Origin of the sequence: Paraburkholderia agricolaris (assembly GCF_009455635.1) — a bacterium.
Taxonomy (GTDB): domain Bacteria; phylum Pseudomonadota; class Gammaproteobacteria; order Burkholderiales; family Burkholderiaceae; genus Paraburkholderia; species Paraburkholderia agricolaris.
On the sequence record NZ_QPER01000001.1, the window covers coordinates 4,288,302 to 4,301,196 of the forward strand.

Here is a 12,895-nt window from a genome sequence, read left to right on the forward strand (position 1 = left end):
AATAAGCGACCCACAAGGGCCGCTTATTTTTCATCCATTCGCTTCGGAAATTTCATCCGAAGCGGCTAAGCAAATTACGCGAACGCCGTCTGCGTTTCGTACGCAAAGCCGCGCGGCGCCTTCTGCGTGTCCTCGAACGTGACGATCTCGTACGAATCCTCATGCGCCAACAACTCGCGCAGCAGCGCGTTGTTCAGGCCGTGGCCCGACTTGTACGCGGTGTACGAAGCCAGCAACGGATGGCCGATCACGTACAGATCGCCGATCGCGTCGAGCATCTTGTGCTTCACGAATTCGTCGTCGTAACGCAGCCCGTCGTTATTCAGAATGCGGTACTCGTCCAGCACGATGGCGTTATCCATGCTGCCGCCACGCGCCAAACCGAGTTCGCGCATCATTTCCACTTCATGCGCAAAGCCGAACGTGCGCGCACGGGCGATTTCCCGCACATACGATGTATTGGCAAAATCCACTTCCAGCGCCTGGCCGGTTTTATCCACAGCCGGGTGACGGAAATCGATGGTGAATTTGAGCTTGAAACCGAAATACGGATCGAGACGCGCGAATTTATCGCCGTCGCGAATTTCGACCGGCTTGGTGACCTTAATGAATTTCTTCGCCGCGTTCTGTTCTTCAATACCCGCCGACTGAATCAGAAACACGAACGAACCCGCACTGCCGTCCATGATCGGAATTTCTTCAGCGGTCACGTCGACATAAAGATTATCGATGCCGAGGCCCGCGCATGCGGACATTAAATGCTCGACGGTCGACACGCGCGCGCCGTCTTTCTGCAACACCGAAGCCAGACGCGTATCGCCAATCGCCATCGCCGACGCAGGGATATCCACCGGCGTGGGCAAATCCACGCGCGAAAACACGATGCCAGTATCCGGCGCCGCCGGGCGGAGCGTCAGGTCAACCTTGCGGCCGGAGTGCAGGCCGATGCCGACTGTCTTGACGATTGATTTGATAGTGCGCTGCTTCAACATGGTGATCTTCTATTCGATTGAAAATCCCAATCGGGACTTTTTATTCCATAGCGCGAAGTATACTCCAATACCCTAAGGGACGTCGTTTCACGGAACGTATCAATCTGTTTCTCTGCATTACCCCTTGGGCGCCCGTCAGGGAAAGCGTGACGGGCCGATGTCCGGAACGGAGGCGTTTCCGGTCATCGGCCCGCGTAACGGCCTGTCACAAAAGCGTCTTATGTGCCGTTGCCCTGATACAACGCAATAAGCGCGCAGACCCGGGGCATTGGCTTCAAACGCAATCGCGACTAGCTCAACGTAGCGAGGATACTCTCTGCACCGCTGACTTCGAATTTGCCGGCAGCCTCGACGTTCAACGTCTTGACCACGCCGTCGTCGACAACCATTGCGTAGCGCTGGGAACGGATTCCCATGCCGCGCGCCGACAAATCCTGCTCAAGACCGAGTGCTCGCGTGAAAAGCGCACTGCCATCCGCCATCATGCGCACCTTGCCCGAGGCGTGCTGATCGCGTCCCCACGCGCCCATTACGAACGCGTCGTTGACGGACACGCACCAGATCTCGTCGACGCCAAGAGCGCGCAACTGCTCGGCATGCTCAACGTAACCCGGTACATGTTTGGCCGAACAGGTCGGCGTGAACGCGCCCGGCAACCCGAAGATCACCACGCGCTTACCCGCCGTCTGCTCGCGCACGTCGAAGCTGTTAGGCCCCAGCGTGCAACCCGCGCGCGCGTCTTCGACAAACTCGAAGAGCGTTGCGTCGGGTAGCTTCTCACCTGTTTGAATCATGCTCAGTCCTTTGCATCGATGCGAAGCACGCTCGCACGTCGTCGTGTCGCAGTGAATTCAGCGTCTGCCCAATTCAGGCTCCGCCATCCGGCGACAGTTGCCCCGTCCGCTTCGCGATTCCGAAGAGGGCACTTGTCCTTGCCGCGAATCAAACGATACGCGGCTTTTTCGCCGTTCACCCGCCACGCTCGTGCATTCGTCCGCCAACGCTGCACTTCTACAAGCCGCAGCGCGACAACGAAAGCCTGCTCGTGCGCTCAGTCCGCCTGCTTGCGCAGGAATGCCGGAATGTCGTACGTATCGACGCCCTTTTCCTGCAGCGCCTGCACGTGCGAAGCCGCCGTATCGCGCGAGGTGCGCCACACAGCCGGCGTATCCAGCGCGCCGTAATCGGCCGTGCTTGCATGCGACGACGACGGCGTGTAAGCGGCGTGTTGCATCCCGCCGATCGGCTGATTGTCCGTGCCGGTGCGCAGCAGCGTCATCGGTGCCGATTGCTGCTTCTTCGCCGCACGGCCCAGACCCGTTGCCACGACCGTCACGCGCAGCGCGTCGCCCATTGCATCGTCGTACACCGCACCGAAGATCACGGTTGCGTCTTCTGCAGCATAGCTCTTGATGGTGTTCATCACTTCGCGCGTTTCCGACAGACGCAGCGAACGGCTCGACGTGATGTTGACCAGCACGCCACGCGCGCCCGACAGATCCACCCCTTCCAGCAGCGGGCTGGCCACAGCCTGCTCGGCAGCCAGACGTGCGCGATCGACGCCAGCAACCGTCGCCGTGCCCATCATCGCCTTGCCCTGCTCGCCCATCACCGTCTTCACGTCTTCGAAGTCGACGTTCACCAGACCGTCGACGTTGATGATTTCCGCGATGCCGGCAACTGCGTTGTTCAGAACGTCGTCTGCGCACTGGAAGCACTTGTCCATCTCGGCGTCATCGCCCATCACCTCGAACAGCTTGTCGTTCAGAACGACGATCAGCGAGTCGACGTGATCCTCCAGTTGCTGCGAACCAGCTTCTGCCACACGCATGCGCTTGCCGCCTTCGAATTCGAACGGCTTGCTGACTACACCAACAGTCAAGATACCCATTTCCTTGGCGATCTGCGCGACCACCGGTGCTGCGCCCGTGCCCGTGCCGCCACCCATGCCGGCGGTGATGAACACCATGTGTGCGCCGCGCAGTGCGTCGGCGATGCGCTCACGTGCTTCTTCTGCTGCGGCGCGGCCCATTTCCGGCTTGGCGCCGGCGCCCAGACCCGTGTTGCCGAGCTGGATCACCGCGGAAGCGCGCGAACGCGACAGAGCCTGCGCGTCCGTGTTCATCACGATGAAGTCGACGCCTTGCACGCCTTTGTTGATCATGTGCTGAACGGCATTGCCGCCAGCGCCACCTACTCCGATCACCTTGATGATGGTGCCGTTCGTTTCGGTTTCCAGCATCTGGAATTCCATGTTGCCTCCGTCAAGATAAAAAATTGCAGCCACTTCGGCCGTTATTCGGCAGGAGATCGGGCAACCTCCTGTCGCGCGCCAGCCGCCGGCACCAGCGCGTATTTACGTAAAACCGTTCAAAAAGCGAATTCTTTTAGAAGTTGCCGAGGAACCAGTCTTTCATTCGCGTAAAGACCTGGCCCATCGACCCCGACTGCACCGCGACCTTGCGGCCGCGCATCCGTTGCGAGCGCCCTTCGACGAGCAGACCCATCGCCGTCGAATAACGCGGGTTACGCACGACGTCCGCAAGACCGCCCGCGTACTCCGGCACGCCGATGCGCACCGGCTTCAGGAAAATGTCCTCGCCGAGTTCGACCATGCCGAGCATCATCGACGCGCCGCCGGTCAGCACCACGCCGGAGCTGAGCAGTTCTTCATAACCGGACTCGCGCACCACCTGCTGCACGAGTGAAAACAGTTCTTCGACCCGCGGCTCGACCACCGCTGCCAGTGCCTGGCGCGACAGCGTGCGCGGACCGCGCTCGCCGAGACCCGGCACTTCGATCATCTCGTCCGGATCGGCCAAGGCTTGCTTCGCAATGCCGTAGTCGACCTTGATGTCTTCCGCGTCCGGCGTCGGCGTACGCAAAGCCATCGCGATGTCGCTCGTGATCTGGTCGCCGGCGATCGGAATCACCGCTGTGTGACGAATCGCGCCTTCGCTGAAAATCGCGATATCGGTCGTGCCGCCACCGATATCGACCAGCACCACGCCGAGTTCCTTTTCGTCTTCCGTCAGCACCGCCAGCGACGAAGCGAGCGGCTGCAGGATCAGATCGTTCACTTCGAGCCCGCAGCGGCGCACGCACTTCACAATGTTCTGCGCCGCACTCACCGCGCCGGTCACGATGTGCACCTTCACTTCCAGGCGGATGCCGCTCATGCCGATCGGCTCGCGCACATCTTCCTGACCGTCGATGATGAATTCCTGCGTCAGGATGTGCAGCACCTGCTGATCGGTCGGGATGTTGATCGCCTTGGCCGTCTCGATCACGCGCGCGACGTCCGTCTGCGTGACTTCCTTTTCCTTGATCGCCACCATGCCGCTCGAATTGAAGCTGCGGATATGGCTGCCGGCGATCCCGGTAAAGACGTTCGTGATCTTGCAGTCGGCCATCAGCTCGGCTTCCTCGAGCGCGCGCTGAATGGACTGCACGGTGGCTTCGATGTTCACCACCACGCCCTTCTTGAGCCCCTTCGATTCGCTCTGGCCGAGGCCGATCACCTCGTAGTGGCCCTCGCCCTTCAACTCGGCGACGATAGCCACTACCTTCGACGTCCCGATGTCGAGGGCGACCAGCAGATCTTTATAGTCTTTACTCATAGCGTGCTCATTGCGTGTGATGTCCGTTTACTTCTTGCCCTTGTCGGGTTCGCTGATGAAGCGCATGCCAGCGGCACGAATCGCGAAACCGTTCGGATAGCGCAAGTCTGCATACTCGATATCCTTTCCCCAACGTTGCGTCACCGCGTTCCACGCCGCGGTCAGGCGGCGGCTCCGATCGAGCAGTGTGTCCTGATTGCGTTCGCGCCCAAGCTCCACCTGCATTCCGTTCGACAGCTTCACCGTCCACGCATAACGCGGCGACAGCGTGACTTCCTCCGGCGTTGCGCCCAACGGCGCAAACCACTTCCTGAAATCGCTATAACGTGCGACGACCTCTTTTGCCGTACCGTCCGGGCCGTCGAACGCGGGCAGCTCTTCTTCGAGCTCGCCCTGGTTCGCGGTGAACAGCTCGCCATCCACGCTTACCAACTGATCGCTACCCCACGTACCAAGGGGTTTGTACTCTTCAAGCGTGACAGCCAGCGCGTTGGGCCAGACCCGCCGTACGCTCGCATGACGCACCCAGGGCATCTGCTCGAACGCCTGCCGCGCGACGTCGAGATCCACCGTAAAAAAGTTGCCTTTCAGGCGCCCTACCACTCCGGCACGCACCGTCGGCGAATTGATGTGCTCGGTGTCGCCGTCGATCTGGATTTCGCGCAGCGCGAAATTCGGACGCTGAATCAGCCAGTAACCGCCAGCCACCAGCAGCACGAGCACCAGCACCGCATGCAATGCGTTGGCGGCGAGATTGAGCTGGCGAACGTTGTTCCACATGGTGTTGCTTTCGGGTCGCCCCGGTCAGTCCTTAGTTAGTCCTTAAGCGTCAGCGCCAACACGCCGACAACCAGGTCCTGATAGCTGATGCCCACCGCGCGCGCCGCTTTCGGCGGCAGCGAGTGATCGGTCATCCCAGGGGCCGTGTTCACTTCCAGGAAATACGGGTTGCCATCGGCGTCGAGCATGAAATCGGCGCGCCCCCAATCGGTACAGCCGAGTACGTCGAACGCGCGGCGCGCCAGCACTTTGAGGCGCGCTTCTTCGTCCGCCGCCAGACCGCACGGAATCAGATACTGCGTGTCGTTGGCGATGTACTTCGCGTGGTAGTCGTAGAACTCGCCGGCCGGCACGATACGGATCACCGGCAGGTCCAGATCGCCGGCGACACAGGCCGTATATTCGCCGCCGCCCTCGATGCTCTGTTCGACCACGACGATCTTGTCGTACTTGACCGCTTCGAGCAGCGCTGCCGGCAATGCGTCGGCGCTTTTCACCTTGATCACCGCGACGCTCGAGCCTTCGCTGGCCGGCTTCACGAACAGCGGCAAGCCAAGCTTCGCGACGATATCTTTCGCGCGTGCTTCGTAATCGTCGCCGCGCAGCACAGCCTCGAACGGCGGCGTCGGAATGCCGAGTTGCTGCCACACGAGCTTGGTGCGGAACTTGTCCAGACCGAGCGCCGAACCAAGCACACCGCTACCGGTATAACGAATGCCGTAAAAATCCAGTGCGCCCTGGATCTGGCCGTTCTCGCCGTAACCGCCATGCAGCGCGTTGAACGCGCGCACGAAGCCTTCTTCCTTCAACGCGGCGAGCGGACGCTCGGCCGGGTCGAACGGATGCGCGTCGATACCGGCGTCGCGCAGACCTTGCAGCACGAGGCGGCCCGAATTGAGCGACACCTCGCGCTCGGCGGAATCCCCACCGAGCAGCACTGCTACTTTGCCAAACTGTTTAGGGTCGATGCTGCTCATTTCACTCATACCTTCGTTTCTTGCGCGAGGCGTCCCGGCACACCGCCGATCGAACCCGCGCCCATCGTGATCACCACATCGCCGTCGCGAACCACTGCTGAGAGCGCGTCCGGCACTTCATCCACCGTATCGACAAACACCGGCTCGACCTTGCCCGCCACGCGCAGCGCGCGCGCCAAGGCGCGGCCGTCCGCGGCGACGATCGGCGCTTCACCGGCCGAATAGACTTCGGTCAGCACCAGCGCGTCGACGGTCGACAGCACCTTCACAAAATCTTCGAAGCAATCGCGCGTGCGCGTGAAGCGGTGCGGCTGGAATGCCAGCACCAGACGCCGCCCCGGAAACGCGCCACGCGCCGCCGCGACCGTCGCCGCCATTTCCACCGGGTGATGACCGTAGTCGTCGACCAGCGTGTACGTGCCGGCTGCTTTGCCTTCCGACACGACCGGCACTTCGCCGTAACGCTGGAAGCGGCGGCCCACGCCGTTGAAATCCGCGAGCGCTCGCTGGATATCGGCATCTTTCACTTCAAGTTCAGTCGCAATCGCGATCGCGGCCAACGCGTTCTGCACGTTGTGCTCGCCCGGCAGATTCAGCACGATGTCGAGCGGAGCCGCGTCCTCACGCATTGCGGTGAAGTGCATCTTGCCGCCACGCGCTTCGACGTTGACCGCGCGCACCTGCGCGTCCGGCGCGAAGCCATAGCGGATGATCGGCTTCGACACGAACGGCAGGATTTCCTTCACGTTCGGATCGTCGACGCACAGCACCGCGATTCCATAGAACGGCAAACGGTGCGTGAATTCGATGAATGCCTGCTTCAGGCGCGCGAAGTCGTGCCCGTAAGTGTCCATGTGATCGGCGTCGATATTCGTGATGACCTCGATCACCGGGAACAGATTCAGGAACGACGCGTCCGACTCGTCCGCTTCGGCGACGATGAAATCGCCCGTCCCCAGACGCGCATTCGCGCCCGCGCTGATCAGGCGCCCACCGATCACGAACGTCGGATCGAGCCCGCCCGCCGCCAGCACGCTCGCCACCAGCGAGGTGGTCGTGGTCTTGCCGTGCGTGCCGGCAATCGCGATGCCCTGCTTCAGACGCATCAGTTCCGCGAGCATCACGGCGCGCGGCACGATCGGAATGCGGCGATGACGCGCGGCCAGCACTTCCGGGTTGTCACTGCGCACCGCGGTGGAAACGACCACGGCGTTCGCGCCTTCAATGTTCTCTGCCGCGTGGCCAATCGCGATACGCGCGCCGAGCGCGGCGAGGCGATCGGTGATCGCGTTGCTCGACAGGTCCGAGCCGCTCACCTGATAGCCGAGGTTGACCAGCACCTCCGCGATGCCGCTCATGCCGACACCGCCGATGCCGACAAAGTGAATATGTTTGACGATGTGTTTCATTGCTTTCCTTCTGGGCTCGCGCCCGAAATCGAACCCGCCACAGTCGCGCAAATCTTCGCGACCTGTTCCGTGGCGTCGGGTTTCGCGAGCGAGCGCGAACGCTCCGCCATTTCCGCGAGAGTCTCTCGCGTCTGGCTGCGCAACCAGTCGGCGAGTTTCTGCGCCGACAGATCGCGTTGCTGCACGACCAGCGCCGCGCCGTTGTCGGCGAGGAACGCTGCATTAGTGGTTTGGTGATCGTCTACTGCAAACGGGAACGGCACGAAGAATGCCGCCACCCCAACTGCCGCAATCTCCGACACCGTCATCGCGCCCGAACGGCAGATCACCAGATCCGCGTTCGCGTACGCGTTCGTCATGTCGTCGATGAAAGGCACGAGCTCTACATCGGCGCCCGCTTGCAGGGCCGCCGCCGCGTAGTTCTCACGCAGCGCTTCAATATGCTTCGCGCCCGCCTGATGCACGATGCGCGGACGTTCATTCGGCGCCAGCAGCGCAACCGCGCGCGGCACCACTTCGTTCAACGCCGCTGCGCCCAGGCTGCCGCCCACCACCAGCACATTCAGCGGACCGCTGCGCGCTGCGTAGCGTGCTTTGGGTGCAATTGCGCGCGCAAGTTCCGCACGAATCGGGTTTCCGGTCCATTCGCCGTGCGGCAGCGCATTCGGGAATGCAACCAGTACACGTTTCGCGACTTTCGCAAGCACCTTGTTAGCGAGACCCGCGATCGAATTCTGCTCATGCAGCACCAGCGGACGCCCGCTCAACGCGGTCATCAAACCCGCCGGGAACGTGATGTAACCACCCATGCCCAGCACGACGTCGGGCTTCACGCGACGCAACACACTCAGGCTTTGCGAGCAGGCGCGCAGCAGATTCAGCGGCAACATCAGCTTGGTCTTCAGGCCCTTGCCGCGCAGCCCGCCGAAGCGCACGTATTCCATCGGGATGCCGTGTTTCGGCACCAACGTCGCTTCCATGCCCGCGGGATTGCCGAGCCATACGACCTTCCAGCCCCACGCCTGCATCAGGTGCGCGACCGCGAGCCCCGGGAACACGTGTCCCCCGGTGCCACCGGCCATCACCATCAACGTGCGTTGCTGCATGGAGGTCATACTTTCCCTCCACGCATGAGCACCCGGTTCTCGTAATCCACGCGCATCAGCACCGCGACCGCTACGCAATTCAGCAAGATGCCCGAACCGCCGTAGCTGACGAGCGGCAACGTCAAACCTTTCGTCGGCAGCAGGCCGAGGTTCACACCCATGTTGATGAAGGTCTGCGCGCCGAACCAGATACCGATGCCCTTCGCGACCAGCCCGGCAAAGGTGCGGTCGAGTGCAAGCGCCTGACGGCCGATCTCGAACGAGCGGCGCACGATCCAGTAAAACATCAGGATCACGACCAGCACGCCGACAAAACCGAGTTCCTCGCCGATCACCGCCAGGATGAAGTCGGTATGCGCTTCCGGCAGATAGTTGAGCTTCTCGACGCTGCCGCCCAAGCCCACGCCAAACCATTCGCCGCGCCCGAACGCGATCAGCGAGTGCGTCAATTGATAAGCCTTGCCCTGCGCGTAACGGTCGTCCCACGGATCGAGGTAGGCGAAAATCCGCTCACGCCGCCATGGCGACGCCCACACCAGCAAGCTGAACGTGCCGACCGCGGTGGCCACCAGGCCGCCGAACAGCTTGCCGTTCACGCCGCCGAGGAACAGCACGCCCATCGCGATCGCGGCGATCACCATAAACGCGCCCATGTCCGGTTCGAGCAGCAGCAACGCGCCGACGAGACCCACCGCCACCGCCATCGGCAGAAAGCCCTTGGCGAAGCTGTGCATGTATTCCTGCTTGCGCACCGTGTAGTTCGCCGCGTAAATCGTCACGGCCAGCTTCATGATTTCCGACGGCTGCATGTTCGTGATGCCGAGCGGAATCCAGCGGCGCGCACCATTCACGCCCTTGCCGACGTGCGGGATCAGCACGATCACCAGAGCCGCCAGCGAAATCAGGAAGAGCTTCGGTGCGTACTTATCCCACGTCGAGATCGGAACGCGGAACGCCACGACGCCGATCACCGAGCCCATCACCACAAAAACAAGCTGGCGCACGAGGAATGCGTAGTCACGGTATGACGCGTACTTCGGCGAATCGGGCATGGCGATCGACGCCGAATACACCATGACGACACCCAGCCCGAGCAAGGCGACCACCACCCACAGCAACGAATGATCGTAGTCGAGCATCCGCGAGCGCAGCGGACGCACGCCGTTCACCGCGCTCGAAAGACCGCTGCCACCAGCACGACCCGCGCTGCGGCCCGTGGTCGCGGCATCGCCACTGCCATTGCCGGCACGGGAGCCGGCGAGGCGCGAACCGAAGCGTTCCGACCAGCTCATATCATCGTCCCCCGTTCAGCCGCGATCTCTTCCACCGTGCTGCGGAACACCGCTGCGCGATGTGCGTAACCCTTGAACATGTCGAAGCTCGCGCAAGCCGGCGACAGCAGCACGGCGTCGCCGGGCTGCGCCAATGCGGTGGCGGCCCGCGTCGCTTCTTCGAGCGTCGCGTGGTCGGTCATTGCAATGCCGGTGTCTTCCAGCGCGGCGCGAATCTGTGGTGCGTCGCGGCCGATCAGCATCACGGCGCGGCACCAACGCATTACCGGTGCCGCGAGCGGTTCGAAATCCTGACCCTTGCCGTCGCCGCCGGCGATCAGCACCGCGCGTTGCGCGAGACCATCGAGCGCGGCAACTGTCGCGCCCACGTTGGTGCCCTTGCTGTCGTCGACATAATCGATACCTTCGATCGACGCGATCAATTCCACGCGATGCGGCTCGCCGCGATATTCGCGCAGGCCGTGCAGGAGCGGCGCGCCGGGCAGAGCGATCGCGCGCGCGAGGCCATACGCGGCCAATGCATTGGCCGCATTGTGCAGACCGCGGATACGCAACGCGTCGGCCGGCATCAGGCGTTTGAGCGCGATATTCTTGGGTGCCGCCACTTCGTTTTTGCGGCGGCGCGTCGGCGCGGGTTCGTCGCTGGCGTCGCGATCGTGCGCTTCGACCAGCCAGATCATGCCGTTCTCGCGCAACAGACCGTAGTCACCGTCGTTTTTCGGCTCGGTGACGCCAAAAGTGATCATCGCTGTGTCGGAATCGGCCGAAGGCGCCAGCGCCATCACGCGAGAGTCGTCGCGGTTCAGCACACGCACGGTTTGCGGTCCGAAAATGCGCCCCTTCGCGGCGGCGTACGCATCGAGGCCGCCGTGCCAATCCAGGTGATCCTGCGTGATGTTCAGCACGACGGCTGCGTCTGGAGAAAAGGTATGCGCGGTTTCCAGCTGGAAGCTCGACAGTTCCAACACCCACACGTCGGGCAGCGCCGTGTTGTCGATTGCCTCGCTGAGTTTGTCCAGTGCAGCCGGGCTGATGTTGCCCGCCACCGCCACCTTCTTGCCGGCGCGTTCGCACAGCAGGCCGGTGAGGCTCGTCGTCGTGGTCTTGCCGTTAGTACCGGTGATCGCAATCACCTTCGGCGCGTAACCGCTTTCGCCGAGCGTCTTCAGCGCTTGCGCGAAGAATTCGAGTTCGCCCCATACGGGGATATCCTGCTCGCGCGCGGCCGAGATCAGCGGCAGCAAATCAGCGGCGAGCGGCGACAAACCCGGGCTGATCGCCACGAGTTCCACGCCTTCGAGCAATGACAGCGAGAACGGGCCGCCGACGAAGTCGGCATCAATGCTGTGCGCTTCCAGTGCGGACAGGTTCGGCGGCACCTCACGCGTATCGGCCACACGCAGCCGACAGCCGTGCCGCGCGCACCAGCGCGCCATCGCGAGACCGGATTCACCGAGTCCCAGCACGAGCACCATCGGCTTTTGCCGATCCCGAAACTTCTCGCCAAACATCGCCTGCTTCCCCTAAATACGACTTAACGCAACTTGAGCGTGGACAAACCGAACAGACACAGCATCAACGTGATGATCCAGAAACGCACGACCACCTGCGTTTCCTTCCAGCCCGACAATTCAAAATGGTGATGCAGCGGCGCCATCTTGAAGAGGCGCCGCCCTTCGCCGAAGCGGCGTTTGGTAAATTTGAACCACGTCACCTGCAACATCACGGAGAGCGTCTCCGCGACGAAAATGCCGCCCATGATGAAGAGCACGATTTCCTGACGGACGATCACCGCGACCGTGCCGAGCGCGCCACCCAGGGCGAGAGCACCGACGTCGCCCATGAACATCTGCGCCGGGTGCGTGTTGAACCAGAGGAACGCGAGCCCTGCCCCGCCCATTGCCGAACAGAAGATCAGCAATTCGCCCGCACCGGCGATGTGCGGAAACAGCAAGTATTTCGAATAGACCGAGCTACCCATCACATAGGCGAACACACCGAGCGACGCGCCGACCAGCACGACCGGCATGATCACGAGACCGTCGAGACCGTCCGTGAGATTCACCGCATTGCTCGCACCGACAATCACCAGATACGTCAGCACGATGAAGCCCCATACGCCCAGCGGATAGCTGATCGATTTGACGAACGGCAACATCAGGTCGGCACGCGCCGGCAAGCCCATCGACAGGCCGCTGCGCACCCACGCCATGAATAGGTCGAACACGCGCACGTTGCTCGCTTCAGACACGCTGAAGGCGAGATACACCGCCGCGAACAGGCCGATCACCGACTGCCAGAAATACTTTTCGCGCGACGACATCCCGCGCGGGTCTTTATGGACCACCTTGCGGTAATCGTCGACCCAGCCGATCACGCCAAAGCCGAACGTGACCAGCATCACGATCCAGATGAAGCGGTTGGTCAGATCGGCCCACAACAACGTCGACACCGCGATACCGAGCAGAATCAGTACGCCACCCATGGTCGGCGTACCGGATTTGACGAGGTGCGTTTGCGGACCGTCTTTACGGACGGCCTGGCCGACCTTCATCGCGGTCAGCTTGCGAATCACCGCCGGGCCACAGACGAGCCCGATCAGCAGCGCGGTGATGGTGGCCATCACCGCACGGAATGTCAGATAACTGAACACGCGCAAGAAGCTTGCGTCATTCTGCAGCCATTGCGCCAGCGCCAGTAGCATGCTTCGGTCCTTCTA

General features: G+C 62.2%; 11 protein-coding genes. All 11 read right to left on the reverse strand.

The annotated features are described in order from the left end of the window. Window positions 1–74: 74 nt before the first annotated feature. The 11 genes from lpxC to mraY all read right to left on the reverse strand — a co-directional run bounded on the left by lpxC (window position 75) and on the right by mraY (window position 12,880). The gene (gene lpxC, locus GH665_RS18815; RefSeq protein WP_153137437.1) at window positions 75–992 is read right to left on the reverse strand and encodes a UDP-3-O-acyl-N-acetylglucosamine deacetylase; all 918 of its coding nucleotides are present in this window, start codon (window positions 990–992) and stop codon (window positions 75–77) included. A 290-nt stretch (window positions 993–1,282) separates the two neighbouring features. Beyond that, a complete protein-coding gene (locus GH665_RS18820; protein WP_153137439.1) occupies window positions 1,283–1,786 on the reverse strand; it encodes a peroxiredoxin in 504 nt (167 codons plus the stop codon). 257 nt (window positions 1,787–2,043) lie between these two features. Then, window positions 2,044–3,246, reverse strand: coding sequence for a cell division protein FtsZ (gene ftsZ / locus GH665_RS18825; protein WP_153137441.1), 1,203 nt, complete (start codon window positions 3,244–3,246; stop codon window positions 2,044–2,046). A gap of 133 nt (window positions 3,247–3,379) precedes the next feature. Then, window positions 3,380–4,612, reverse strand: a complete 1,233-nt coding sequence (gene ftsA / locus GH665_RS18830) for a cell division protein FtsA (RefSeq protein ID WP_007180311.1) — start codon at window positions 4,610–4,612, stop codon at window positions 3,380–3,382. A 27-nt stretch (window positions 4,613–4,639) separates the two neighbouring features. Further along, the gene (locus tag GH665_RS18835) at window positions 4,640–5,392 is read right to left on the reverse strand and encodes a cell division protein FtsQ/DivIB (RefSeq protein ID WP_153137443.1); all 753 of its coding nucleotides are present in this window, start codon (window positions 5,390–5,392) and stop codon (window positions 4,640–4,642) included. A gap of 35 nt (window positions 5,393–5,427) precedes the next feature. Continuing rightward, a complete protein-coding gene (locus GH665_RS18840; RefSeq protein WP_153137445.1) occupies window positions 5,428–6,369 on the reverse strand; it encodes a D-alanine--D-alanine ligase in 942 nt (313 codons plus the stop codon). A gap of 5 nt (window positions 6,370–6,374) precedes the next feature. Then, window positions 6,375–7,778 (reverse strand): UDP-N-acetylmuramate--L-alanine ligase, encoded by a 1,404-nt coding sequence (murC, locus tag GH665_RS18845; protein WP_153137447.1) that lies wholly within the window; start codon window positions 7,776–7,778, stop codon window positions 6,375–6,377. Beyond that, a complete protein-coding gene (gene murG / locus GH665_RS18850; RefSeq protein WP_153137448.1) occupies window positions 7,775–8,893 on the reverse strand; it encodes an undecaprenyldiphospho-muramoylpentapeptide beta-N-acetylglucosaminyltransferase in 1,119 nt (372 codons plus the stop codon). Before murG ends, murC begins: the two co-directional genes overlap by 4 nt. Beyond that, window positions 8,890–10,176: a putative lipid II flippase FtsW gene (gene ftsW / locus GH665_RS18855; protein ID WP_153137450.1), complete on the reverse strand. Its 1,287-nt coding sequence runs from the start codon at window positions 10,174–10,176 to the stop codon at window positions 8,890–8,892. Before ftsW ends, murG begins: the two co-directional genes overlap by 4 nt. Continuing rightward, window positions 10,173–11,687 carry a UDP-N-acetylmuramoyl-L-alanine--D-glutamate ligase gene (murD, locus tag GH665_RS18860; protein ID WP_153137452.1) on the reverse strand — a complete coding sequence of 505 codons (1,515 nt, stop codon included), beginning with the start codon at window positions 11,685–11,687 and terminating at the stop codon, window positions 10,173–10,175. Before murD ends, ftsW begins: the two co-directional genes overlap by 4 nt. Before the next feature lie 23 nt (window positions 11,688–11,710). After that, window positions 11,711–12,880, reverse strand: a complete 1,170-nt coding sequence (mraY, locus tag GH665_RS18865) for a phospho-N-acetylmuramoyl-pentapeptide-transferase (RefSeq protein ID WP_153137453.1) — start codon at window positions 12,878–12,880, stop codon at window positions 11,711–11,713. Window positions 12,881–12,895 lie beyond the last annotated feature (15 nt).

Bases quoted from the DNA above. Each gene is read 5' to 3' on its own strand.
- lpxC (WP_153137437.1), bottom strand. From the start codon at position 992: ATGTTGAAGCAGCGCACTATCAAATCAATCGTCAAGACAGTCGGCATC.
- GH665_RS18820 (WP_153137439.1), bottom strand. From the start codon at position 1,786: ATGATTCAAACAGGTGAGAAGCTACCCGACGCAACGCTCTTCGAGTTT.
- ftsZ (WP_153137441.1), bottom strand. From the start codon at position 3,246: ATGGAATTCCAGATGCTGGAAACCGAAACGAACGGCACCATCATCAAG.
- ftsA (WP_007180311.1), bottom strand. From the start codon at position 4,612: ATGAGTAAAGACTATAAAGATCTGCTGGTCGCCCTCGACATCGGGACG.
- GH665_RS18835 (WP_153137443.1), bottom strand. From the start codon at position 5,392: ATGTGGAACAACGTTCGCCAGCTCAATCTCGCCGCCAACGCATTGCAT.
- GH665_RS18840 (WP_153137445.1), bottom strand. From the start codon at position 6,369: ATGAGCAGCATCGACCCTAAACAGTTTGGCAAAGTAGCAGTGCTGCTC.
- murC (WP_153137447.1), bottom strand. From the start codon at position 7,778: ATGAAACACATCGTCAAACATATTCACTTTGTCGGCATCGGCGGTGTC.
- murG (WP_153137448.1), bottom strand. From the start codon at position 8,893: ATGACCTCCATGCAGCAACGCACGTTGATGGTGATGGCCGGTGGCACC.
- ftsW (WP_153137450.1), bottom strand. From the start codon at position 10,176: ATGAGCTGGTCGGAACGCTTCGGTTCGCGCCTCGCCGGCTCCCGTGCC.
- murD (WP_153137452.1), bottom strand. From the start codon at position 11,687: ATGTTTGGCGAGAAGTTTCGGGATCGGCAAAAGCCGATGGTGCTCGTG.
- mraY (WP_153137453.1), bottom strand. From the start codon at position 12,880: ATGCTACTGGCGCTGGCGCAATGGCTGCAGAATGACGCAAGCTTCTTG.